Raw genomic sequence first — 22,221 nt, 5'->3', positions numbered from 1 at the left:
TTCAACATATCCTTATTTCTGGGAAGAATGGAAAGGTTGACGAATCTGTAAGCGATAATTGTAAAATTTGATCGAAAAAACACAAAAAATCTTGTAAAATTCACAAGAAAAATAGGGAGCACTCTTGCATTCTTTAACCAAAACCCCGAAAATAGAGAGATAGATATAGAAGATTTCTCTTTGGAGGATTGGAAAGAACATGTGGGGTGCTCCTTTTACGGCTCAAGCCAAAAAAATGCTGCTTCTGGGCAGCGGGGAATTGGGAAAAGAGGTCGTTATTGAGGCCCAACGACTCGGAGTTGAAACGATTGCTGTAGATCGTTACGACAATGCGCCTGCTATGCAGGTTGCTCATCGGTCATACTGCATCGACATGCTGGATGCGGAAGCTTTGAAACAATTGATCCGTAAAGAAAAACCTCATTACATCGTACCTGAGATTGAAGCTATTGCAACAGAAGCTTTACTGGAGCTAGAGGAAGAGGGATTTTGCGTAGTACCTACTGCCCGAGCTGCACGTCTAACGATGGATCGCGAAGGCATACGTCGTCTTGCAGCCGAACAATTGAAACTTCCGACAGCAGCCTACCTTTTTGCGGACAACCTGGAACAACTTCAGGAAGCCGTACGTGAGCTTGGCACACCTTGTGTCATTAAACCCTTGATGAGTTCTTCCGGTAAAGGGCAGAGTGTATGCCGAACACCGGGTGACGTGAAGGATTGCTGGAACATTGCTCTTTCGGGGGCTCGTGGCAAATCCGCTCGTGTCATTGTGGAGAGCTTTGTGCAATTTGACAGTGAGATTACATTACTCACCGTTAGATCTATATCAGGCACCATTTTTTGTCCTCCGATTGGCCATATTCAGAAGGATGGGGATTATGTCGAATCCTGGCAGCCTCATGCAATGACTCCTGAGCAATGGGAGCAGGCCTGTCATATCGCCAAATCCGTCACAGATGAACTTGGCGGTTATGGACTGTTCGGAGTGGAGTTGTTCCTGACCCCGGATGGTGTTGTGTTCAGCGAGGTATCTCCTCGTCCACATGATACAGGTATGGTTACAATGGTGACGCAAGACAGTTCCGAGTTTGCGCTGCATGTACGTGCAATTCTTGGTTTTCCGGTCACAGATGTACATCTGTTGACACCGGGAGCTTCAGCAACGCTGAAGGCTAATGATGAAACATCTGACTTTACTGTAGGCGGGATTGAAGAAGCACTGGCTCTTCCTCGTACTCAGGTTCGTGTATTTGGCAAACCTGAGACCAAAGTAGGACGCCGTATGGCTGTAGCGCTTAGTGCTGGCCAAGATGTGGAAGAAGCTCGTAAAACAGCGGTGCAAGCCGCTAATATGCTGAAAGTGGAGGTAAATCATGTCCAATAATGTTGAGGCCCCTGTACTGATGATCCGAGAGTGTGAACTGCGAGATGCTGAAGCGGTAACGGGACTGATGCGTGAGGTCAACTATCCGACAACAGCCAATGTCATGAAAGAACGCATTGAATGTTTGGAGACCAATCCAAACGCATGCATGCTTGTTGCCGAAGTGGATGAACAAATTATTGGTGTGATTGGCTTGCAATGTGTGCAAAATCATGCCTATCCGGAACCTGCCGCACAAATCACTTCCCTGATCGTAGGTCAGGAACATCGTGGTGGTGGGATTGGCCGACGTCTGATGGCTCGTGCCGAAGATTGGGGTAGACAGCAAGGTGGTAAACAACTGTTTGTCACCGGTGCAAACCGTGAAGTGACTTCAACAACCTACGCCTTCTATGAACACATTGGTTTCCAAAAGAGAGGCTATCGTTTCAGTAAAGTTCTTCTATAGTATAGATGAAGTGGCATTCGGCGAGTAATAATCGTCCGAGTGCCTTTTTTCTGTCTTTTGGTGAGTAGAGAAGACGTACTTGAAGTGTTTTTAAAATGACAAAAAAGTTACTTTTCCATATTTTACGGGTTCACAATCTCCTTTTGAATTGATATACTGCTAGAGTATTCATTACAAAGTTGTAATAATTAATCTTGAGGAGATGAAATGAATTTGAAGAAGAATTGGATGAAAATCGTCGTAACGAGCAGTTTGACAGCGGTACTGGCTGTAGGGGTTATGCTCCCTGCCTCTGCGTCTGCTGCAGATTCAACATATAAGTCTACAACGACGTACAAGATTACGAGTACAGATAGCCTGAAAGCTTATATTGAACAGTGGCTGAAGCAGAATGGATATACAGTAGCTGAGGAGCAAACTGCTGAGAAACCAGCAGTACAACCGACTCAACCAGTGAAACCTGCTCAACCAACAACAAAGCCTGTGCAACCAACCAAACCAGCGCAACCAACGCAAGAAGAGAAACCGGCAACAACACCAGCCAAAGATCCTTCGAATACTGGCAGCACGGGTAATAGTGGCAAACCAAGTAACACTGGAACTGAAAGCACGCAATCAGATTTCGCAGCTCAAGTTGTCAAACTGGTCAATGCAGAACGTGCAAAAGCAGGTCTGGGCGCACTGGCTTCCGATGCTCTTCTGGACAAAGTGGCTGTAGCCAAAGTAAAAGATATGAGCAACAACAATTATTTTGATCACCAGTCACCAACGTATGGTTCTCCATTTGATATGATGAAACAATTCGGAGTAACTTACAGCTATGCAGGTGAGAACATTGCCAAAGGACAAAAAACACCTCAGGAAGTCGTTACCGCCTGGATGAATAGTGAAGGTCACCGTGCTAATATCCTGGGCAAAAACTTCACCAAAATCGGTGTAGGCTACTACAACGGATATTGGGCACAAGAGTTCATCGGTCAATAAGCTTTTATAATGAAGAAGATTTGCATTTGTTTACCCAAAGGGTTATGCCAACACAGTTGAGAACTGTGTATGGTATAACCTTTTTTCCGTAAAATGACATATGGAAAATGAATTCCACGAATACAGCGGCAAAATTTGCAAATTAACGACAGAACACTTATGTTATTTAGGAAAACGTCATCTTAATGTAAAACGATTAGATTAAATTTGAAGCACCAGGATCGGTGTATACGAGCGGAGATGTGATGAATGAACAAGAAAAAGAACCTCGATTCAGCACCATGGATCTGGAGAACCGTCAGTACAGTATCCATTTTGGCAACACTTCTGCTCTTGTTTGGTTTCGGATACGCTATTAAAGACGTAATTTTCCCTAAGGGAGATTCCGCGTTAACTACAGGCCAGGAGACTACCGCAATACCTAAGGAAAACGAGGGGAAAACGGCTGTAGTAGAGGATGGCAAGATTCGGATGGCAGTCATCGGCGATTCCCTGGCAAGAGGTACGGGGGATGACGAAGGACTTGGCTTCGTGAGACGTGCAGGAAATCTGCTCAAAGAAGAAGGATATGACGTTCAGGTTCTTAATAATCTGGGGGTTAACGGTCTTAGAACAGATGCATTATTGGAAAAACTGGATGAGCAAGGTGTGCGTTACGTACTTCAGCAGTCCAATTTTATTTTGCTCTCGATTGGCGCCAATGATCTGTTCCAGGGAGGACAGGTTTTGCAAGGAGAAGATCCGCCAACAGCGGAGCAATTGGCAGCAGCTTTGCCGGAAACGTCAAAACGCCTTCAAGAGATCCTGAAGAAAGTGAAAGAGATCAATCCCGATGCACAGATTGCGTACATAGGGTTATATAATCCATTTGGTGATGTGAAGGAACTGGAGAAACCAGGCAACGCTGTTGTTGCTGCATGGAACGAAGCTGCCCTTGCTACTCTGAACAATGAGGACAAGATGACACTCGTGCCTACATTTGATTTATTTGAAAATCATCTGGGAGAATATCTGTCTTCCGATCATTTTCATCCCAACGGACTAGGTTATGAGCAAATTGCAGTTCGGATTGCACAGGAATTTCAGGCAGAGACACCGACAGGAAGGAGTGGAAAATAAAATGGCAGAGCAGCAGTATGATTCCGTCCTGTCCGTACAGAATCTGAAGAAGAGGATCGGGCGCAAATGGATTATTAAGGACGTTACCTTTGACGTTAAACCTGGTGAAATTTTCGGATTTCTTGGCCCGAACGGTGCCGGAAAAACAACAACGATTCGGATGCTTGTGGATCTAATCAAACCGACAGAGGGCAAAATTAAAGTCTGCGGATATGATGTGAATCGGGACCCTGAGCGTGCTTTAAAATATGTAGGGTCCATTGTTGAGAATCCGGAGGTATATACCTATCTGACCGGTTGGGAGAACTTGGAGCATTTTGCCCGTATGCAGCCCGGTGTGGATAACGATCGAATACAGGAAGTCGTGGATATTGTCCGTCTGGATCAACGCATTCACGATAAAGTCAGAACATATTCACTGGGTATGCGTCAACGGCTCGGTATTGCGCAAGCGTTGCTTGGACGTCCGCGTCTGCTCATTCTGGATGAACCGACGAATGGACTTGATCCGAAAGGCATTAAGGAACTGCGTGTCTTTATTAAGCAACTTGCCAGTGAAGGTATGGCCGTATTTGTCAGCAGTCATCTGTTAAGTGAGATACAGCTTCTCTGCAACAGGGTAGCCATTATCAGTGCAGGACGTGTGCTTGCTGTTGGGGGCGTTAGCGAACTGATTGAGGATCATTCCAAGTTGGCGATCTGGCATGTTTCACCACTGGAGCAAGGCAAAAAAATGTTGATGGATGCAGGTATTGCCTTGGTAGCCCGTCCTGCGGATGTTATGGATGATACCATTGTTGCAGGCCTTGGTCCAAACGCTGTTGTTGCCGAGATGCACGAAGATCGTATTTCTGATATGGTACAACAGATGGTTCAAGCTGGTGTGCATGTTGAAGGAGTACAGCGAATTCAGCCTACACTCGAACAACTATTCTTGAAAATGACAGAAGGTGAATCCATTGAATAATATCATGCCGCTGATCCGGAATGAAACGATTAAGATGGTGAAGAAAAAACGTCTTTATATTATTTTTATTGTTCTGGCAATTCTGGTACCGATGTTTACGTATGCTCAGATGAAATCTTCACAAAATAACCAGGACAAGTTTAACGGCGATTGGCGGCTTGAATTGCAGCAAGCTATCACAGACAATCAAAACTCGCTCGGTAGCGATCGGGTACCCGAAGAATATAAAAAGTATAGAACGGTATACATCCAGCAGATGCAGTATTATCTTGAGAATGACATCAATCCGAAAGAGCCGGGTGGTGTTACCTTTACGCGAGAGTTCATGAACAACGCGGTTGGGTTATTCATTCCACTGTTAATTATGGCGATTGCATCGGATCTGGTGTCAGGTGAACGCACGACGGGTACCATTAAGATGTTACTAACTCGTCCGGTCAAGCGCTGGAAAGTGCTTCTGAGTAAACTGATTACGCTGATTATGTTTGTTTCAATTATAGTGGTATCAGCCTACGTGATCTGTTATGTCATATCTGGTGCCGTCTTTGGTTACAAAGGGTTCAACATGCCGATCTTCACAGGGTTCAAGGTGGTGGGAACGGATGTCGATATGTCGGCAGTGCATGCTGTAGACCAGTGGCTGTATATGCTTATGCAGGCTGGACTGATTTGGTTTGTGAGTGTAATTGTGGCTATGCTTGCATTTATGGTATCTGTGCTTGTCCGCAGTACTGCTGCAAGTATCGTCATCATGATGGCCGCTCTGATTGCAGGAACGATCTTGACGAGTATGGCAGCATCTTGGCAGACAGCTAAATATCTCTTCATGGTTAACTTAGAACTTCCTGATTATTTGTCCGGGGGACTGCCACCAATTGAAGGAATGAATTTGGGTTTTTCCCTTATTGTGCTTAGTGTTTGGGGCATTGCTTCACTCATTGTGTCATTCCTTGTCTTTACGAAACGGGATATCTTGAATTAAAATGGACAAGGATAAGAAAACATCTGTTTGCATTTTAGGCATTTTTTTAGTTACGAGTTAAGAAGGGGGAGCATGAATGGTCGAGCAAATCGATATGTCGGCAGGTTCGACAGGCGGAGGACAGGGGTCTTCAGGCTACGACGCGGACGACATTCAAGTACTTGAAGGGTTGGTTGCAGTACGTAAACGGCCGGGGATGTACATCGGCAGTACCAGCACTTCGGGTCTACATCATTTGGTATGGGAAATTGTGGACAACGCTGTCGACGAACATCTCGCCAAATTCTGCTCCAAAATCGATATCACACTGCATAAGGACGGTTCTATTACGGTTCAGGATAACGGAAGGGGAATTCCGACAGCTATACATAAAACAGGGATTCCTACTCCCCAGGTCGTGTTTACGATTTTGCACGCAGGCGGAAAGTTCGGTGGATCAGGATATAAGAAATCAGGCGGTCTTCATGGCGTAGGTGCTTCGGTTACCAACGCTTTGTCGGAGTGGCTTGAAGTCGAGATCTTCCGTGATGGCAAGATTCATCGTCAACGTTTTGAATATTGGCAGGACAAAAAAGGTGTTGAACATGTCGGAGAATCGGTGTCTGGCCTCGAAGTGCTGGGCAATACCAATCGGACAGGTACGAAAGTTACATTTAAACCGGATATTCGGGTATTCCAGAGCGGCATTCAATTTAATTATGATACACTTGCAGAACGTCTACAGGAGATTGCTTTCCTGAACTCGGGTCTGAGAATTGTGCTCAAGGACGAACGTTCAGGCAATCAGGATGAATATATGTACGAAGGCGGAGCAAGCCAGTTTGTTGCTTTTCTGAACGAAAATAAAGATGTGCTGCATGATGTCATTCACTTCTATGCGGAGAAGGATGACACTGAGGTCGAAGTAGCAATCCAGTATAACGCGGGTTATACCGAAACGCTTGCTTCGTTCGTGAACTCGATCCCTACCCGGGGTGGAGGTACTCATGAGACCGGATTCAGGGCGGCGTATACACGTGTAATGAATGATTATGCGCGGCGTACCAGCATGATTAAGGAAAAAGATAAGAACCTTGAAGGTAACGATTTACGTGAAGGCATGATGGCTGTCATTAGTGTCAAGATGTCTGAGGTTGAATTCGTAGGGCAAACGAAGGATCAGCTCGGTAGCGCTTCCGCTCGAAGTGCGGTGGATTCGGTCGTGTCCGAAAATATTCAGCGGTTCCTGGAAGAAAACCCACAGGTCGCGCAAACGTTAATTCGCAAAGCGGTTCAAGCCTCCAGGGCTAGAGAAGCAGCGCGAAAAGCACGTGATGATATGCGTACAGGCAGAAAACGCAGTGAGAGTTCTAACCTGAACGGAAAGCTTACACCGGCGCAATCGAAGGATTTTACCCGTAATGAGTTATTTATTGTCGAAGGTGATTCCGCAGGTGGTTCTGCCAAACAGGGACGCGACTCGAAGATTCAGGCCATTCTGCCGCTCAAGGGGAAACCGCTCAATCCGGAAAAATCAAAGCTGGCCGATATTCTCAAAAATGAAGAATACCGTGCAATTACAGCGGCGATCGGGGCGGGTATCGGAACCGAATTTGCAGTTGAAGACAGCAATTATTCCAAAATCATAATTATGACCGATGCAGATACGGATGGTGCACATATTCAAGTGCTGTTGCTAACATTCTTTTATCGCTACATGAAGCCATTAATTGATGCAGGTAAAATATATATTGCTCAGCCGCCACTGTACAAACTTACTCGTAAGTCCGGAAAGCTTGCGAGCGTTCGATATGCGTGGACAGATGAAGAACTGGCGAATTATATGAAGGAATTCGGCAATAATGTCGAGCTTCAACGTTATAAAGGACTGGGCGAGATGAATCCGGATCAACTGTGGGAGACAACGATGAATCCGGAAACGCGTGCGATGCTTAGGGTCCAAATTGTTGATGCAGCGAAAGCAGAACGTCGTGTATCTACGCTCATGGGCGATAAAGTTGATCCGCGTAAACGCTGGATTGTAGAGAACGTCGACTTTACAGAGTACGAAGAATAGAAGGTGCTTGGAATGAGTCCATCAGAACAATTTTTGCCGGCCTTTCTCGAAGAGGTCGTAGGGGACCGTTTCGGTCGCTACTCCAAATACATTATTCAGGATCGAGCCATTCCCGACGTGCGGGATGGATTGAAGCCTGTACAGCGGCGTATTCTGTACGCCATGTACGATTCAGGTAATACGCCTGATAAGACGTACCGTAAATCTGCCAAAACCGTTGGGGACGTAATGGGTAATTATCATCCTCATGGTGACTCCTCTATCTATGAGGGGATGGTGCGGATGGCACAGCCATGGAAAATGGGCCATATGCTCGTGGACGGTCATGGTAACTGGGGATCACAGGATGATGACCCGGCAGCGGCGATGCGGTATACAGAGGCCCGTTTGTCGCCAATTGCGATGGAGATGCTTCGCGATATCGAGAAACGGACTGTTCTGTTTAAGGATAATTTTGATAATACAGCCAAAGAACCGGTTGTATTACCATCCCGTTATCCGAACTTGCTGGTTAATGGTGTAAGCGGAATTTCCTCGGGGTTTGCGACGGAGATTCCGCCACATAACTTGCGTGAAGTCATTGATGCTTCCATTGCGGTAATGGAGAAGCCGTCTATTGAACTGGACGAGATCATGATGTTCATGAAGGGTCCTGACTTTCCGACAGGCGGATTGATTATGGGCGGCGACGGTATTCTGGATGCCTACCGTACAGGTAAAGGACGGATCTATGTCCGGTCCAAAACCGAGATTGAAAACATGCGCGGTGGCAAACAGCAAATTGTCATTACCGAGATCCCTTATCAAGTAGTGAAGTCTCGTCTGGTTACAGCGATGGAGAACATTCGACTTGAGAAAAAGGTTGAGGGTATTGCCGAAGTGCGTGATGAGAGTGGACGCGAAGGTCTGCGAATCGTGGTTGAGCTGAAAAAAGAAGCGGACGCACAAGGTATTTTGGCTTATTTGCTGAAGAAAACCGACCTGCAAGTCACCTATAACTTCAATATGGTTGCGATTGTGAATAAAGCACCTCAGCAATTGGGATTGAAACCAATTCTGGAGGCTTATATTGCCCATCAGCGTGAAGTTGTGACATTCCGTACCCGGTTTGAGCTGGAGAAGGCGGAGGACCGTGCTCATGTGCTCGAGGGCCTGGTTAAAGCTCTTAACATCCTCGACGAGGTCATTGCAGCGATCAAAGCGTCGAAGAATCGTCAGGATGCTCAAAATAACCTGATGTGGATGTTTGGGTTCACGGAACGACAGGCGGATTCCATCCTAACATTGCAATTGTATCGTCTGACCAATCTGGAGATTAATTCTCTGGAGAAGGAACTTGGAGAGCTGAGAAAAAAGATTGCGCAATTGCAATCCATTCTGGACAGTGATCGCAAGCTGATTGGGGTTATCCGCAAGGAATTGATGGAGATTCGAGAGAAATACGGTATAGATCGTCGCTCTGCAATCCAGGGTGAGGTGGAAGAACTCAAGGTTAATCTGGAAGTGCTTGTCAATGCAGAGGATGTATTTGTCACGTTATCCAAAGAGGGATACGTAAAGCGTACGGGCATGCAGTCCTTCACACGTTCTGGTGGTGAACGGAGTGGAAGTGGTGTAAAAGATGGCGATTATATCACTCGGGTTCTGGAAGTGAATACGCTGGAGAACCTGCTTGTCTTTACGAAAAAAGGTCAGTATTTCCTGTTGCCTGTTCATCAGGTGCCTGAATTTAAGTGGAAAGACCCGGGAACAGCGATCGTGAATGTGATTCCTCTTGCCAAAGATGATCGTATTGCCAGTGTAATTCCGATCAAATCGTTTGAGGAACCGGATCGCAGTCTGGTCTTCGTTACACGTAAGGGACAGGTAAAACGAACGGAACTGAAGGACTATGTTACTAAACGTTCCGGGGCCGTTGCGGCATGCAAAGTGGGCCAGGACGATGAAGTGTTATCTGTACATCTGAGTACAGGTGGCAAAGATATTATGTTGATCACGAAAGAAGCTATGGCAATCCGGTTCCGGGAGGATGAAGTAAACCCGATGGGGCGTGTATCCGGGGGCGTTCGTGGTATTCAGTTAAGAGATACAGATGAAGTGGTATCAGCCCTGTGGGTTGACGATGACGAAGGTGAGGTTGCTGTATTGTCTGACCTCGGATATGGTAAACGGTCATTACTTCTGGACTACGCTTTGCAAAGTCGCGGAGGCAAGGGACTGGCTACATTCGAGTTCAAGGAAGGCAAGCGAGTGAAACCAAACGGTAGCCGCATTGCTGGAGCATTCTATTGCAGAGAGAAACGAAATTTAACTGTAATGACCAAAGAAGGCCAATCACATCCGATTTCTTCTGAAGGTATTCCGATGACCGAGCGCAAACATATAGGTAAACTGCTCATTCATGTGGACAAACAGGACGAAATCGTTGAACTTCTAAGGGATCTTAACGAGAATCAGCCAGGGTCATCTTCATAAAAACCAAGTAATCGAGACTCTTCGCAAAGCAGATAATCCTGTCATGCGAAGAGTCTTTTTTTGTTGTTCAAAGGCGGATTAGAAGAGAGCAATCATGCAAAGTTTAACAACCTTCGTCGATTACGGTCGATCGCTGGGAAATTGAAAAAATGCAGCAGGAATGCGGCTTTGGAGCGCGAAAACTTAAGCAGGTGAAGTGATAACCGGTTGCTGAGAGGAGCGATGCAAAGATGTATAATTCCGATTTTGCCAAGTGCTGGTCAAGACTAACCAAAGACTATAAGCTTCATATGGATCAGGAATTGTCACCCTCATTAACAGAGGCTCAGCTGGCTGTTCTGGAGGTGCTAGAGGATCATCCGAAGATGAAGCCTTCCGATCTGATCCCGTTTCTGTCAACCACGCCGGCAGCTGTAACCATGCTGCTGGACCGTATGGAGAAGAACGGTCTGATTCGCCGGGATCGAGATGATCAGGACCGACGAATTGTATGGATATCACTGTCAGAAAAAGGGAGAACGGAGACAGAACGGGGCATTACAATTCGTAATGAGTTCATGAATTCAGTTCTCAGTAACATTTCGATGCACAACCAGCAACTGCTCGTATATTTGTTAGGTAAAATGACAACCCCCAAGACCAAAGAGCACGCATTATCCACTTCCGGGTGATGGAAGGTCTATCTTATTAACCATAGGCGTTCCTGCTCGTTTCATGCAGGAATCCTGTGGTTATTTTATTTGAAAAATACATATGCTACTCACTGTATCCAGGTTGATTGGACCCGGGTCATGATGTAATGAGAATTAGTATGGTTGAATATTAATTTGCGAAATTTATATGTAAAGAGTTGACTATGTAAATATTTTTGCTATAATAAGTAATTGTTCCCCTGATATTTCGTGTACGAAATATTATATTCCAAAGTAAAAGGGTGAATCAATGACTGATACGCATGAAGTATTCTATATTATCAATTCGTTCCGGCAAGTGAATCAAATGCTTTTTCGAGCATTCTGGAATGAGAACAAGGAGATCGAGCTGACTTCGATCCAGTTTATGGTGTTATCCATTCTAAGGGAGCGTCCTTCCATTGGTATTAACGAGGTTGCTGAATTATCCCATATGGGCAGTAGTTCCATGAGCGCTGTTGTGGAACGTCTGGTTAAAGGAGAGTACATCATTCGTACGCGTTCCGATGCTGATCGCCGATCCGTCAAGCTTCAGATTACGGATAAAGGGGAAAAGGCCCAGCAGGAAACACATCAACTCTGGATGGAAAGAGTATCACCCATTCTGGATATTTCGAAGGAAGATCTTGAACACCTACTTAGAATTCATAGCCTTATGATTAAAAAGTTAGAAGGAAGAGAGATGAACAACGTATGAGTACGACTACTGCTGGAGCTCCATCCTCCGCGATGGACAACATCAAGAAAGGGCCGATTGTAGCGGCATTACTGATTGGCGCCTTTGTAGCATTCCTGAACCAAACCCTGATGAACGTAGCTCTTCCTAAAATTATGGAAGACCTCGCTATTAATGCAAACAAAGCTCAGTGGCTAACTACGGGGTATATGCTCGTCAACGGTGTACTGATTCCGGTTACGGCATATCTGATTGCGAAATTTTCTACACGTCAAATTTTCATTACAGCCATGACCCTCTTTACGATAGGGACGTTGGTCTGTGGACTTAGTCCGAACTTCACCATTCTGATGGTGGGTCGTGTCATTCAGGCGGCTGGTGCAGGTATCCTGATGCCTCTGATGACCGTTGTGTTCCTGACCATCTTCCCGATAGAGAAACGCGGTCAGGCGATGGGTACGATGGGGATCGCGATGATCCTGGCTCCTGCGATTGGGCCTACATTATCAGGTTATGTCGTAGAACACTATTCATGGAGATTGTTGTTCTACATCATTTTGCCATTTTCCATTATTGCAACATCAATCGGTATTGCTTTTGTCAAAAATGTAACACGTCAGTCCAAACCTAAACTGGATTATCCAGGCGTTATTTTATCTACACTCGGTTTTGGTAGCTTGTTATATGGATTCAGTGATGCAGGTACGGATGGATGGGGTAGTGCAATTGTTATCGGATGCCTGGTCGTAGGCGCGCTATCACTGATTCTGTTCGTTATTCGTCAACTGACAACAGATCATCCACTTCTTGAGTTCCGTATTTTCAAATACAATATGTTTACATTAACAACAATCATCAATATGTTGGTGACCATGGCGATGTTTGCAGGTATGATTTTACTTCCGATTTTCCTGCAAACCATTCGTGGATTCTCACCAATAGAATCGGGACTACTGATGATGCCTGGTGCGATATTAATGGGGATCATGTCTCCGATCACAGGCCGTATATTTGATAAAGTAGGTGCCCGCTGGCTTTCAGTTGCAGGACTTGCGATTACGGCAATTACGACTTGGGGACTAAGTCGTTTATCTATTGATACGACTTATGGCTACATGATGTTTATCTATACGGCTCGTATGTTCGGTATGTCGATGTTAATGATGCCAATTCAGACAGCGGGTCTGAATCAATTGCCACAACGTCTCAATGCTCATGGTACAGCGATGTCCAATACGCTCCGTACCGTTGCGGGAGCAATTGGTACAGCGATTCTCGTGACTATCATGAGTAGCAAGCTCAAAACTCATCTGGCCGAGACCTTGGCTGCGGGTCAGGTTAATCCGGATGATCAGGCGGCGATGGTGCGTGCTACGGCAGATGCAACGATCTATGGTGTAAACTATGCGTTCATCGTGGCTACTGGAATGACTGTGGTTGCGTTGATCATGGCGTTCTTTATCCGTAAAACAAAACCAGCTATTGAACCAGTAACCGTGGAACAGGAAAAAGTGAACGCTACAGCCTAAACGGGAAAAAATATAAAAAGAGAACTTCGACAGTTGGAAAGGAATCATCCCTTAAACTGTCGGAGTTCTCTTTTTGTGTCTGGAATAGGAGGGGTGACCATTTAATCATACATTAGTCAGACTGGACCGAGGGATCGAGGAGAAATTCAGGCTCGGGATCATGTCCGAACAGCTTGAGGTTAATGGTTCCATTCATCTGAAACTCCACACCCTCGCTAACAAGTTCCGTTTCCTGCATCATGCGTGAATGTTCGTCCGGTATGGAGATTTCTCCTTTGGCATTGACAACACGGTGCCAGGGAAGGCGTTCCTTGCGACTCATGGAGTGAAGAATGCGAACAACCTGTCTCGCAGCTCTTGGACTTCCGGCGTGGGCTGCAATCTGGCCATATGTCATCACTTTACCTTCGGGTATAGCTGCGATAATTGCAATGACTTTTTTGGTGAACGGGGTCATATCAGGGCTCCTCTCTTTGGTATATAAAACACAAAAAAACGTGTCGTTACAGATACAGAATCTGAACGACACGTGATATGGACAGATGTGACCTGATCTGTGCATTTATTCAAATGACGAATGACTCGCTGAGAAAGCTTTTTGGTAGACATCAGCTGGCCATTCTGCCCAAGGGAATTCTCTTGCGGGCAAAGATTGCAGAATAACTTCTTCCTTGGTAACCGGATGGGGAAAAGCTGCAATGACAGACCAAAGAGCAATTTGTTGCCCGGGCTTATTCACACTTGCACCGTATTTCTGATCTCCATACAGAGGGCAACCCATCTCTTTCATTTGCACCCGTATCTGATGAGATCTCCCTGTGTGTAATTCAATATGAACCAGGCTGTAGCGGTCTGTCTCACCAATGACCCGGTAATCCAGAACGGCATCCTTACCACCGGTTGTACCCTTGGGTACAGCCGTTACGGTATTCGTGCGCGCATCTTTCAGCAACGTGTGCTGTAAGGTTCCCTGCTGTGCAGGCAACCTGCCATGTACAACAGCCGCATATATTTTACGGAAATCCCGTCCCCGCACAGTCTCGGACAATCTCGAAGCTGCTTTGGATGTTTTGGCAAAAATCATGGCCCCACCAACAGGTCGATCAAGCCGGTGCACTAACCCGAGATAGACATTCCCCGGTTTGTTATACCGTTCTTTGAGGTCCTGCTTTAACAAGGTAAGCAGGTCCGGATCACCTGATGCATCTTCCTGAGTAGGCACATTGACAGGCTTGGTTATACCTAACAAATGATTATCTTCGAACAGGATCGGAATTACTCCGGTTTCACGCTGATGCTCAGACATGATCAGGACTCCCAACGGCCCAGAATACCACATGGCAGATCAAGACCACTGCGTGTAATCGGCAGACCGATTTCACCAGCTGTAATTTCACCACCGTACTCGGCAGACATCGTCATGGTCAACATATTGCGCAGAACCGTGGACGAGATGCCCGTGGTGTAGGAATTAACCAGCATGAATAGTGGATTATCCGACAGAATCGTCATACATGACTTCAAGAAAGGATAGAGGTTCTCTTCCAGCTTCCATGTCTCTCCATTAGGACCTCGACCATACGAAGGGGGGTCCATGATAATGGCGTCATACCGATTGCCACGGCGCTGTTCACGCTGTACGAATTTGAATACATCATCTGTGATGAAACGAACAGGGCGATCAGCGAGTCCAGATAATTGTACATTCTCCTTGGCCCATTGAACCATGCCTTTGGCCGCATCCACATGAACAACAGAAGCACCTGCATAAGCAGCAGCTACCGTTGCACCACCTGTGTATGCAAAGAGGTTCAGAACGGAGATCGGGCGACCTGCGCCAGCAATTTTATCCATCATCCAACTCCAGTTGGCTGCTTGTTCCGGGAACAGGCCGGTATGCTTGAAACTGGTTGGTTTAATGTGAAATTTCAGGTTTTCGTACCCGATGGTCCAACGTTCCGGAATGGGTTTTTTCATGTCCCAGCTACCGCCGCCAGCAGAGCTGCGATGATAGTGGCCATGCACTTGGCGCCATTCATTGGTTTCTTGTTCAAGGGGCCAGATAATCTGTGGATCGGGTCTGCGCAAAATAACATCACCCCAACGCTCCAGCTTCTCGCCACCTCCCGTATCGATTACTTCATAGTCCTTCCAATTCTTAGCTAAGTACATAGTGATTTATCCATCCTTCAAAATTCATTTGGATACTATTGTACAACAAAAAAGGGCTTGTACGCCAGTTGGGGTGCGGGAACAGGGAAGACAACAAGCACATTTCGACGGAAAGTGCAGCGTATTTTTGGTGGTGTTGGATTTTGACGTTCACCATATACTTAAAAACAAAGATAATCAAAAATTTAATTTGACAATGATAATCATTATCACATATGATTTTGATAATTCAAATACACTCTTTCTCCTGAAAGAGAATTAATGTGATCAAACTAAAGTGAGGGAAACATAGATGGCTAAATTGTTAGTGGCTTATGCGAGTATGACGGGAAATACAGAAGAAATAGCGGAACTGATTGTGGAAGGAATTTTGCAGGGAGCACATGAGGTGGACCTGAAATCCGTAATGGATTGTAATGCGTCTGATGTGTTGGACTATGACGGATTCATCATTGGTGTCTATACTTGGGGAGACGGAGAGTTGCCGGATGAGTTCCTGGATTTCTATGAAGAGCTGGATGAACTTGACCTGACTGGAAAGCGGGCTGCGGTGTTTGGTAGTGGCGACACGTCGTATGAACAGTTCTGCGGGGCTGTTGATCTCGCGGCTGCCAAGCTGCAGGAGCGTGGGGCGGAGGTATCTCCAGAGATGTTAAAGATTGAATATAGTCCGCTTGAGCAGGAGAAGGAAACATGCCGTGACTTTGGCAAACGCTTCGCTGCTGCTGGACTACAGGTGTCCTAGCGATCATGTTAAGACATAATGTTCAGGCAGCGATGTCGCTTGGAGAGAATGGCCTTCCTGGCCGCCTGCTTGAAGATTACAGACTTGAAGAGATGCTACGCAGCCCGCATCGGTTCATCCGCCCTGAACCGGCGACTGAACAGCGCTCTCCGTTGCAATGGAGACACCGTGTACAATATGCGGTCAGCCACGCAGTGAATGCTTTTTACAGTCTCGACCCTAATGTTCGCAAAGAGATTCCATTACAATATTTACTTGAGAAGTGGTGGCCCAAGAAGACAACCGGTTTCGAATCGGTACTTCATTACTGGGATGTGAAGAGCAAGATTACGGATGAATTATCACTCGCCATTGCGATGAACGATGATCTGAAGCATCCTGCGATTCTGTTTGAACAGTGGAGAACGGAATTGCCTACATTGTCGATGCATATATCAATGATATTCCATGCAGCCTGGCAACCAGAGGGATGGGATTCATTGCTTATCCAGAAATATATGGTTGTCCATGATCCAAACGTTGTAGAGGCCTTTCAGCATATGGTCAGCGTATTTTGCTGGGAAGCCTTCGGCCAGTTACCGGGCATGATCGAAATCTACTGCCTGCTGGAAGGACGCAAGATCAGATACATTCCTGGGCGCCAATCCTTGGTTCGTTCCATGGATTATATCCGCTTGATACGTGATAGTATGCCGCAAGAAGAATCGGTGGTTGAGTCTGAGCAGTTTACAACGCGTGATAAAGCACGGATACACGAAGAGGTAGATCGCTGGAGAACGGATGCCGCGGAAACGAAGAAGACGTGGTTGATGTGAGTTCAGTCAGGAGATGATCATATTTCGCGCAGATAGAGGAGGGGAAGTTGTATGTCTACCGGTCTAAGACAAGACATCATTCGTGGCAAGAAACGTACAGGAGCTTGCGAATTCAGTCCATTGCCCGTACCACAGTCGGTCATAAGAAAGCTGCTTGATGAAGCTGATCCGTCCTTGTATGTCATGAGTTCGGAACCCTGGCGATTTATGTTGTTCTCAGGTGAAGGACGACAGTTGTATCTGCAAGCGGTTAGACAGAGTTATCCACCCCATCTGGCCGATCGCTACGGGGAGTGGGCTACCTATCAATACACTGAAGCGATCCCTGCACATCTGGTTGTTGTGGCACCCACGAATGCTCACGAAGATCATCTTCATCCTGCCAAAGCCTGGAGCAAACGCTTCTGCATTCTGGCCGCGGAACAGGGCTTGAATGCTGTCTGGAAAATCAACGATTATCAACAACATCCTGTGTTTATGAATTTGATGGGTTTGACTAGTGAAGAAAAGGTGCTGGGGGTATTTCATATTGGTTACGGAGACCAGCCTGCATTCCGGGATATGGATGCAAGCAGACCGGCCTCCGAACTGATGACGGTATATGACCATCTTGTGTGATTGGTAATCCTTTTATTCTGTAGTAGGCTTACTTGCTGGAGTTTCCAAGAAAATCCCGAACGAGTTGACGCTGTGTCTGATCCTTGTTGCAGGCTGAGAACAATCGGCTAGATACGGTAATTGTGTTTCCAAAAAAGAAACGTTCGAACTGGGTTTGTCTGCCTCCGAATGATCCTGCCCCAAGCTCCCAGATCAGGCGGAACAGAGCGTTGCGATCGCGCGAAGCCATTTCGTTACCTCTAAGATATATATTCAGAGAAGGAGCAATGTCGGAGTGAAACTCTTCTTCCTGAGGAATCATAATGACCCCGCTTGAACCCAAGAGCTGCAGAATCTCAATCATCTCAGGATAGAGTTTGGGAAAAAGCAGATTGGCTGCCATTAAAGGTTTGGGGGCAGGTAACACAAATCCCCGTCCGTCCGGTATAGCGCCTGACTCGGCGGCCAATGCCAATGCTTTTAACGATTCAAGACCCACGAGCACACGTGCGGTTTTCTCTACAACATGGGCTTCCGTATTCAAATCAAGGGTGTCCGTGAGCAGTTGGAGTGTACCGAGCACAAATTCCGTCTTGGCAATGTAACGACACAATACCTGATGACCTGCATGGATGTGAAAATTACTACCACTGAAGAGACGGGATGACATTTCCTCACTACCTACAAAAAATATCCGTTCATGCGGAACTAGCACCTGATCAAAGATGACGATGTTGTCCATTTCTTCATATCTGGAACTCAGGGGATAGTTGTAGTGGGACTCAGCTGCGTAAGTATCTCTGCACACCAGGCTGATCCCTGGCAGATCATTGGGCACAGCAAAGGAGAATGCAAATGGATTCTCATCATCGAAGGGTGCAGGAGAAGGTGAAGGATAGACAAAAATCTCATCCGAAGTAGCCGCTTGTGTAGCCATCATAAATGCTCCACTAATAATAAGACCTTCCTCGGTGCGATCAATGACCTTTGCGGCAATGGCATCCTCTGTAGCATCCATCTGCCCCGATATTTTGCTGGCATGTGGCTGAATGAAAGCATGTGACAATGTGATATCATGATCACGGCAGTAGGCATAATAATTCTTCAGATTCTCGGCGTATTGGGGAGATAAATCATTGAGAAGCTCCGCACCTGTGTAGAAGGCCATGATCGCCGTATTCATGTAATCGGGTGAGCGACCGAGAAAACCATGATGAGCATGAGCCCAGATGTTCATTCCTTCCCGTCGTTTACGGAGGTCTTCGGCACTGGTGGGGGGTAGAAAGGAAATGCCTACAGGCTTCCCGTCTGTGGGGGAGGCATATGTCATCGTGTTCGCCAATTGCGGATCTGATTGCAGATCGTACATCAATTTCTGGGTCTCCATCAGTCCGGCAAATGCCATATGTTCAGAGCGTTTTCCGGTAACAAGCTTACCTTTGTACCAGCAAGGGACGGTTTGGGCATTGATCTGTTCAATATACTGTGCGCCAGTTTTAACGGGCATTGTTATTCACCTCTTGGTTCTAATCGTTCATGGGCAGATTAACTTCCTCCGTAGTGTACGTAAGTGTTCTGTCCAATGTGCATCGAAGAGATGAGTTGGATTTTTTGAAGATTAGGGCTTGATAATAATTATCATTCTTGTTACAATAGACAAAGAAAAAAGGAACCGGTAAGGGCTCCTTTAACTAAAGAATATGAAATTCCTTATTTCACTTCAAACGTTTTGCAGTCTGTTTCAGCAGACTGGCGTACTTCATCTTTTGAAGTGTGACTTACAATGTAGATCGATGAAGCGCTACATTTGTTCTCTTGAGCCCAGTGACGACAGGAATTAACTTCACACAATACGTCTTTTGCCATGATTATTAACCTCACTTTGAATTGGATTACAGTCGTTGGTATAAAGAATCCGGAATCAGCAAGTTGCCGCTTGCGAATCTGGAAATTTTTGATGCTCTCAAGAAAGTAGAGGGCTTTTTTGCGTTATACACAACGATGCACTTTTAGAATAGCAAATTTTGATGAGCCTTGCAACCAAATGACCTCTTTCTATGGCAAAATAGTGGACGTGCAGTAGTCTTCTTTGCAAATAGTGGACAGTGTGTTATTATTTAATAGTAATAATTACGAATAAAATGCAATTCAAGACGTATGATTCTAGTTAGAATGAATCAACGATAGATACGTTAGAACGAAGGAGCACACAACACATATGAGCAAACTCACTCTGATGCATATGACGAATACAGGCCACGTGTAGTGGAAGCCTGATTTTCTACAGAAATAGCCCAGTCTCCTGAAAAGGAGTTCTGGGCTATTTCCGTGTGTTGTATGGGTTAAGGTCAAATTAAGCTTTGACGGCTACACCATAAGCCTTTTCGGATACAACAGTGTCCTGGGTTGCAACCCAGCGCGGGAGACTTAGGCTGAATTTGCTTCCCTGCGGACTACTGGAGACAAGACATAGCTCCCCGCCCTGTTCTTGGGCCAGTAGTCGACTGTAGGTCAATCCAAGACCGAGGCCGCGATTACGACGTTTCTTGATTTCTCCACGATAGAATCGTTCGAAGATCTTGGGCTGATCTTCTGCCGGGATGCCTGTACCGTAATCCTGAACATCAACGAACAGCATCTGACCTTCTGCACGCAGATAGATATCAAAGACTACTTTTTGCTCAGGAGCTGTAGCATGTAGTGCATTATTAAGCAGATTGACAATAATCTGTTGGATGCGAAGAGCGTCCCCCATGGTAAAGAACGAGCCTGGAGGTGAGTGGAGCTGAACCTCTGGCATCTTGTCCTCATAGGCAATCTCCCACTGATAGATAATCTCACCTACTAACAGTTTCAAATCCGTTCGTTCTCTGCAGACAGCAACGCTGCCTGCACACATCGCATTGTAATCGAGCAGATCCGCGACCATGCGCTCCATGCGTTCGGATTCCTTCAAAGCGATATCCAGAAACTCTTTGCCTTCCTCTGGACTGACCACATCGTCACGTACCGCCATGATGAGTCCCTTAATAGAAGTTACCGGCGTTTTGAGTTCATGGCTTACCCCTGCCAACGAAAGTGTACGCCATTCTTCGAGTTGTTGTAGACGAGTAGCCATATCGCGAAATGAATTCACAAGTTCGTTGATCTCACGCTCTCGTGTATTCAAATCAAGACTCACTTCGTAATTACCACCTCGAATCTGCTCTGCGGCATAGGCAACCTGACGAATAGGTCGGGATAACTTTTTGGACAGAAGATAGATCGTGAACCATCCACAGAGGATGAGCCCCCGAGAATGAGAGCAACGAGCCATAGGGTCTCCGGGCCAAAGGTAATGGATTGTTTGGACTGCATGACCCACACTTTGCCCAGGGTCTGATCCCCATCCGATATATTGACAGTTACGCCGGCATACTTGTTGTTTCGTGGTTCTAGAAAATCGTCGGATAGCCGGTAATACACATCTTCCTGTGCCATTTTAGGCTGGGAAAAGAGTAATTGATTGTTGTTATCCAGTACCATGACACAAAAGTAATGATCTGTATTGAACAGCTTTTCCCGTTTGCTTACCAGCTTGTCAAGGTTCTGTGGAACTTGAAGCATATGATTTTCACTGGTTACTCTGTCTGCAATTTCGAGTCCAAGCAGTTCTGCCGTTTTGAGGCTTTTCTCAATAGAAGTTGTTCGAATCCAGTAGAGCGCACCTGCCGCAATAATGGTGAATCCGATACATAGAATCAGGAAATATCGCAGTGTCCAGTGTGACAGAATGGATATCGTTCGTTTGGGCTTTTTATGTTTCAGTTGGCGATCCAAAATTGATACCCCATTCCTCGTAACGTCCGAATTTCGCCTGTCTCCGGCAACCAGTGGGAGAGCGCCTGACGCAGTCGTTTAATCGATAAATCCACAGCGCGATCACTTCCGTCATAATCGATGCCCCATACCTGTTCAATGAGATGATCTCTGGTAAATGTGCGGTTCGGATAATCGGACAGGAACAGGAGCAGCGACAGGTCTCGTGGCGTGAGTGCAACCTCGGCCCCATTTAATAACACCTGCTTGGCAGCAAGATCGATGACGAGATTACCAAAGGAACGCTTATCTTCGCCCCCTGAGGTTAAGTGTGGATTCCGGCGTAACACGGCATTAACTCTAGCGACCACTTCTTCGGGTACAAAAGGTTTGCTCATATAATCGTCAGCACCGGCATTCAAGCCGTTCAGACGATCTCGAATTTCATCCAGTGCGGTTAGCATAATCACGGGACAAGCACTTTTTTCACGAATAATTCGCAGCAGATCCCATCCATCCATTCCTGGCAACATCACATCAAGTAATACGAGGGAAGGTATTATGGAATTAAAGAGGGTAAGTGCAGTCGGTCCATCTGCTGCATGATGAACTTCAAATTCTGCTTTTCTCAGATAAGCAGCCAATACGCGTGCAATGGCTTGCTCATCCTCGACGATGAGTATGGATTTCAAAAAAAGTGGTCTCCTTTCGCTTCATAAGCTTGTGTTCTGATTCTACATGAGCAAGAGCATAAAGCCAATCCTGTATTACGGATTTTA

Annotated in this window: 22 protein-coding genes; 14 read left to right on the top strand and 8 right to left on the bottom strand. The window is 46.1% G+C overall.

What is annotated here, in order from left to right; genetic code table 11:
- The first annotated feature begins 199 nt into the window (after window positions 1-199).
- From purT to C0Q44_RS20020, 11 genes are all read left to right on the top strand, one after another.
- Window positions 200-1,387 carry a formate-dependent phosphoribosylglycinamide formyltransferase gene (purT, locus tag C0Q44_RS20070; protein ID WP_105409008.1) on the top strand — a complete coding sequence of 396 codons (1,188 nt, stop codon included), beginning with the start codon at window positions 200-202 and terminating at the stop codon, window positions 1,385-1,387.
- On the top strand, window positions 1,377-1,835 hold the full coding sequence (locus C0Q44_RS20065; RefSeq protein WP_105409007.1) for a GNAT family N-acetyltransferase: 459 nt from the start codon (window positions 1,377-1,379) through the stop codon (window positions 1,833-1,835). The genes purT and C0Q44_RS20065 overlap by 11 nt, the downstream gene beginning before the upstream one ends.
- A 213-nt stretch (window positions 1,836-2,048) precedes the next feature.
- On the top strand, window positions 2,049-2,819 hold the full coding sequence (locus tag C0Q44_RS20060) for a CAP domain-containing protein (protein ID WP_105409317.1): 771 nt from the start codon (window positions 2,049-2,051) through the stop codon (window positions 2,817-2,819).
- Between the two features lie 249 nt (window positions 2,820-3,068).
- Entirely contained in the window at window positions 3,069-3,938 is an 870-nt protein-coding gene (locus tag C0Q44_RS20055; RefSeq protein WP_105409006.1) for a GDSL-type esterase/lipase family protein, read from the top strand.
- 1 nt (window position 3,939) lies between these two features.
- Complete coding sequence (locus tag C0Q44_RS20050; protein ID WP_105409005.1) at window positions 3,940-4,905, top strand: ABC transporter ATP-binding protein; 966 nt, start codon at window positions 3,940-3,942, stop codon at window positions 4,903-4,905.
- The gene (locus tag C0Q44_RS20045; RefSeq protein WP_105409004.1) at window positions 4,898-5,887 is read left to right on the top strand and encodes an ABC transporter permease; all 990 of its coding nucleotides are present in this window, start codon (window positions 4,898-4,900) and stop codon (window positions 5,885-5,887) included. Before C0Q44_RS20050 ends, C0Q44_RS20045 begins: the two co-directional genes overlap by 8 nt.
- A 76-nt stretch (window positions 5,888-5,963) precedes the next feature.
- Window positions 5,964-7,943: a DNA topoisomerase IV subunit B gene (parE, locus tag C0Q44_RS20040; protein ID WP_105409003.1), complete on the top strand. Its 1,980-nt coding sequence runs from the start codon at window positions 5,964-5,966 to the stop codon at window positions 7,941-7,943.
- Between the two features lie 12 nt (window positions 7,944-7,955).
- Window positions 7,956-10,418 (top strand): DNA gyrase subunit A, encoded by a 2,463-nt coding sequence (gene gyrA / locus C0Q44_RS20035; RefSeq protein WP_105409002.1) that lies wholly within the window; start codon window positions 7,956-7,958, stop codon window positions 10,416-10,418.
- A 230-nt stretch (window positions 10,419-10,648) separates the two neighbouring features.
- Window positions 10,649-11,089 carry a MarR family winged helix-turn-helix transcriptional regulator gene (locus tag C0Q44_RS20030; RefSeq protein WP_105409001.1) on the top strand — a complete coding sequence of 147 codons (441 nt, stop codon included), beginning with the start codon at window positions 10,649-10,651 and terminating at the stop codon, window positions 11,087-11,089.
- Between the two features lie 271 nt (window positions 11,090-11,360).
- On the top strand, window positions 11,361-11,807 hold the full coding sequence (locus C0Q44_RS20025) for a MarR family winged helix-turn-helix transcriptional regulator (RefSeq protein ID WP_105409000.1): 447 nt from the start codon (window positions 11,361-11,363) through the stop codon (window positions 11,805-11,807).
- Window positions 11,804-13,315 (top strand): DHA2 family efflux MFS transporter permease subunit, encoded by a 1,512-nt coding sequence (locus C0Q44_RS20020; protein WP_105408999.1) that lies wholly within the window; start codon window positions 11,804-11,806, stop codon window positions 13,313-13,315. The genes C0Q44_RS20025 and C0Q44_RS20020 overlap by 4 nt, the downstream gene beginning before the upstream one ends.
- A gap of 112 nt (window positions 13,316-13,427) precedes the next feature.
- On the opposite strand, the gene C0Q44_RS20015 is transcribed toward C0Q44_RS20020, so the two are convergent.
- The 3 genes from C0Q44_RS20015 to C0Q44_RS20005 all read right to left on the bottom strand — a co-directional run bounded on the left by C0Q44_RS20015 (window position 13,428) and on the right by C0Q44_RS20005 (window position 15,487).
- Window positions 13,428-13,772, bottom strand: coding sequence for an MGMT family protein (locus tag C0Q44_RS20015; RefSeq protein ID WP_105408998.1), 345 nt, complete (start codon window positions 13,770-13,772; stop codon window positions 13,428-13,430).
- A 105-nt stretch (window positions 13,773-13,877) separates the two neighbouring features.
- Window positions 13,878-14,621, bottom strand: a complete 744-nt coding sequence (locus C0Q44_RS20010) for an RluA family pseudouridine synthase (RefSeq protein WP_105408997.1) — start codon at window positions 14,619-14,621, stop codon at window positions 13,878-13,880.
- A gap of 2 nt (window positions 14,622-14,623) precedes the next feature.
- The gene (locus C0Q44_RS20005) at window positions 14,624-15,487 is read right to left on the bottom strand and encodes a class I SAM-dependent methyltransferase (protein WP_105408996.1); all 864 of its coding nucleotides are present in this window, start codon (window positions 15,485-15,487) and stop codon (window positions 14,624-14,626) included.
- A 292-nt stretch (window positions 15,488-15,779) separates the two neighbouring features.
- Between C0Q44_RS20005 and C0Q44_RS20000 the strand changes: the two genes are divergently transcribed.
- From C0Q44_RS20000 to C0Q44_RS19990, 3 genes are read left to right on the top strand one after another with little or no spacing between them, the layout of a single operon-like run.
- The gene (locus C0Q44_RS20000; protein WP_105408995.1) at window positions 15,780-16,232 is read left to right on the top strand and encodes a flavodoxin; all 453 of its coding nucleotides are present in this window, start codon (window positions 15,780-15,782) and stop codon (window positions 16,230-16,232) included.
- 5 nt (window positions 16,233-16,237) lie between these two features.
- On the top strand, window positions 16,238-17,047 hold the full coding sequence (locus tag C0Q44_RS19995; protein ID WP_105408994.1) for a hypothetical protein: 810 nt from the start codon (window positions 16,238-16,240) through the stop codon (window positions 17,045-17,047).
- 51 nt (window positions 17,048-17,098) lie between these two features.
- Complete coding sequence (locus C0Q44_RS19990) at window positions 17,099-17,665, top strand: nitroreductase family protein (protein WP_105408993.1); 567 nt, start codon at window positions 17,099-17,101, stop codon at window positions 17,663-17,665.
- 28 nt (window positions 17,666-17,693) lie between these two features.
- Here the strand turns inward: C0Q44_RS19990 and C0Q44_RS19985 are convergent, their stop codons facing one another.
- The 5 genes from C0Q44_RS19985 to C0Q44_RS19970 all read right to left on the bottom strand — a co-directional run bounded on the left by C0Q44_RS19985 (window position 17,694) and on the right by C0Q44_RS19970 (window position 22,134).
- On the bottom strand, window positions 17,694-19,151 hold the full coding sequence (locus C0Q44_RS19985; protein WP_105408992.1) for a 4-hydroxyphenylacetate 3-hydroxylase family protein: 1,458 nt from the start codon (window positions 19,149-19,151) through the stop codon (window positions 17,694-17,696).
- 203 nt (window positions 19,152-19,354) lie between these two features.
- Window positions 19,355-19,510 (bottom strand): DUF1540 domain-containing protein, encoded by a 156-nt coding sequence (locus tag C0Q44_RS19980; RefSeq protein ID WP_105408991.1) that lies wholly within the window; start codon window positions 19,508-19,510, stop codon window positions 19,355-19,357.
- Window positions 19,511-19,997: 487 nt separating this feature from the next.
- On the bottom strand, window positions 19,998-20,846 hold the full coding sequence (locus C0Q44_RS31140) for a sensor histidine kinase (RefSeq protein ID WP_258166481.1): 849 nt from the start codon (window positions 20,844-20,846) through the stop codon (window positions 19,998-20,000).
- Window positions 20,822-21,463, bottom strand: coding sequence for a hypothetical protein (locus C0Q44_RS31135; RefSeq protein WP_258166457.1), 642 nt, complete (start codon window positions 21,461-21,463; stop codon window positions 20,822-20,824). Before C0Q44_RS31135 ends, C0Q44_RS31140 begins: the two co-directional genes overlap by 25 nt.
- Complete coding sequence (locus tag C0Q44_RS19970) at window positions 21,448-22,134, bottom strand: response regulator transcription factor (RefSeq protein WP_105408990.1); 687 nt, start codon at window positions 22,132-22,134, stop codon at window positions 21,448-21,450. The genes C0Q44_RS31135 and C0Q44_RS19970 overlap by 16 nt, the downstream gene beginning before the upstream one ends.
- Window positions 22,135-22,221 lie beyond the last annotated feature (87 nt).

This window comes from Paenibacillus sp. PCH8 (assembly GCF_002968835.1).
GTDB lineage: Bacteria > Bacillota > Bacilli > Paenibacillales > Paenibacillaceae > Paenibacillus.
This window is presented reverse-complemented; position numbering and strand designations above follow the sequence as displayed.

What these genes read in the sequence shown, in the direction of transcription:
- purT (WP_105409008.1), top strand. Translation starts at nt 200, where the DNA reads ATGTGGGGTGCTCCTTTTACGGCTCAAGCCAAAAAAATGCTGCTTCTG.
- C0Q44_RS20065 (WP_105409007.1), top strand. Translation starts at nt 1,377, where the DNA reads ATGTCCAATAATGTTGAGGCCCCTGTACTGATGATCCGAGAGTGTGAA.
- C0Q44_RS20055 (WP_105409006.1), top strand. Translation starts at nt 3,069, where the DNA reads ATGAACAAGAAAAAGAACCTCGATTCAGCACCATGGATCTGGAGAACC.
- C0Q44_RS20050 (WP_105409005.1), top strand. Translation starts at nt 3,940, where the DNA reads ATGGCAGAGCAGCAGTATGATTCCGTCCTGTCCGTACAGAATCTGAAG.
- parE (WP_105409003.1), top strand. Translation starts at nt 5,964, where the DNA reads ATGGTCGAGCAAATCGATATGTCGGCAGGTTCGACAGGCGGAGGACAG.
- gyrA (WP_105409002.1), top strand. Translation starts at nt 7,956, where the DNA reads ATGAGTCCATCAGAACAATTTTTGCCGGCCTTTCTCGAAGAGGTCGTA.
- C0Q44_RS20030 (WP_105409001.1), top strand. Translation starts at nt 10,649, where the DNA reads ATGTATAATTCCGATTTTGCCAAGTGCTGGTCAAGACTAACCAAAGAC.
- C0Q44_RS20025 (WP_105409000.1), top strand. Translation starts at nt 11,361, where the DNA reads ATGACTGATACGCATGAAGTATTCTATATTATCAATTCGTTCCGGCAA.
- C0Q44_RS20020 (WP_105408999.1), top strand. Translation starts at nt 11,804, where the DNA reads ATGAGTACGACTACTGCTGGAGCTCCATCCTCCGCGATGGACAACATC.
- C0Q44_RS20015 (WP_105408998.1), bottom strand. Translation starts at nt 13,772, where the DNA reads ATGACCCCGTTCACCAAAAAAGTCATTGCAATTATCGCAGCTATACCC.
- C0Q44_RS20010 (WP_105408997.1), bottom strand. Translation starts at nt 14,621, where the DNA reads ATGTCTGAGCATCAGCGTGAAACCGGAGTAATTCCGATCCTGTTCGAA.
- C0Q44_RS20005 (WP_105408996.1), bottom strand. Translation starts at nt 15,487, where the DNA reads ATGTACTTAGCTAAGAATTGGAAGGACTATGAAGTAATCGATACGGGA.
- C0Q44_RS20000 (WP_105408995.1), top strand. Translation starts at nt 15,780, where the DNA reads ATGGCTAAATTGTTAGTGGCTTATGCGAGTATGACGGGAAATACAGAA.
- C0Q44_RS19995 (WP_105408994.1), top strand. Translation starts at nt 16,238, where the DNA reads ATGTTAAGACATAATGTTCAGGCAGCGATGTCGCTTGGAGAGAATGGC.
- C0Q44_RS19990 (WP_105408993.1), top strand. Translation starts at nt 17,099, where the DNA reads ATGTCTACCGGTCTAAGACAAGACATCATTCGTGGCAAGAAACGTACA.
- C0Q44_RS19985 (WP_105408992.1), bottom strand. Translation starts at nt 19,151, where the DNA reads ATGCCCGTTAAAACTGGCGCACAGTATATTGAACAGATCAATGCCCAA.
- C0Q44_RS19980 (WP_105408991.1), bottom strand. Translation starts at nt 19,510, where the DNA reads ATGGCAAAAGACGTATTGTGTGAAGTTAATTCCTGTCGTCACTGGGCT.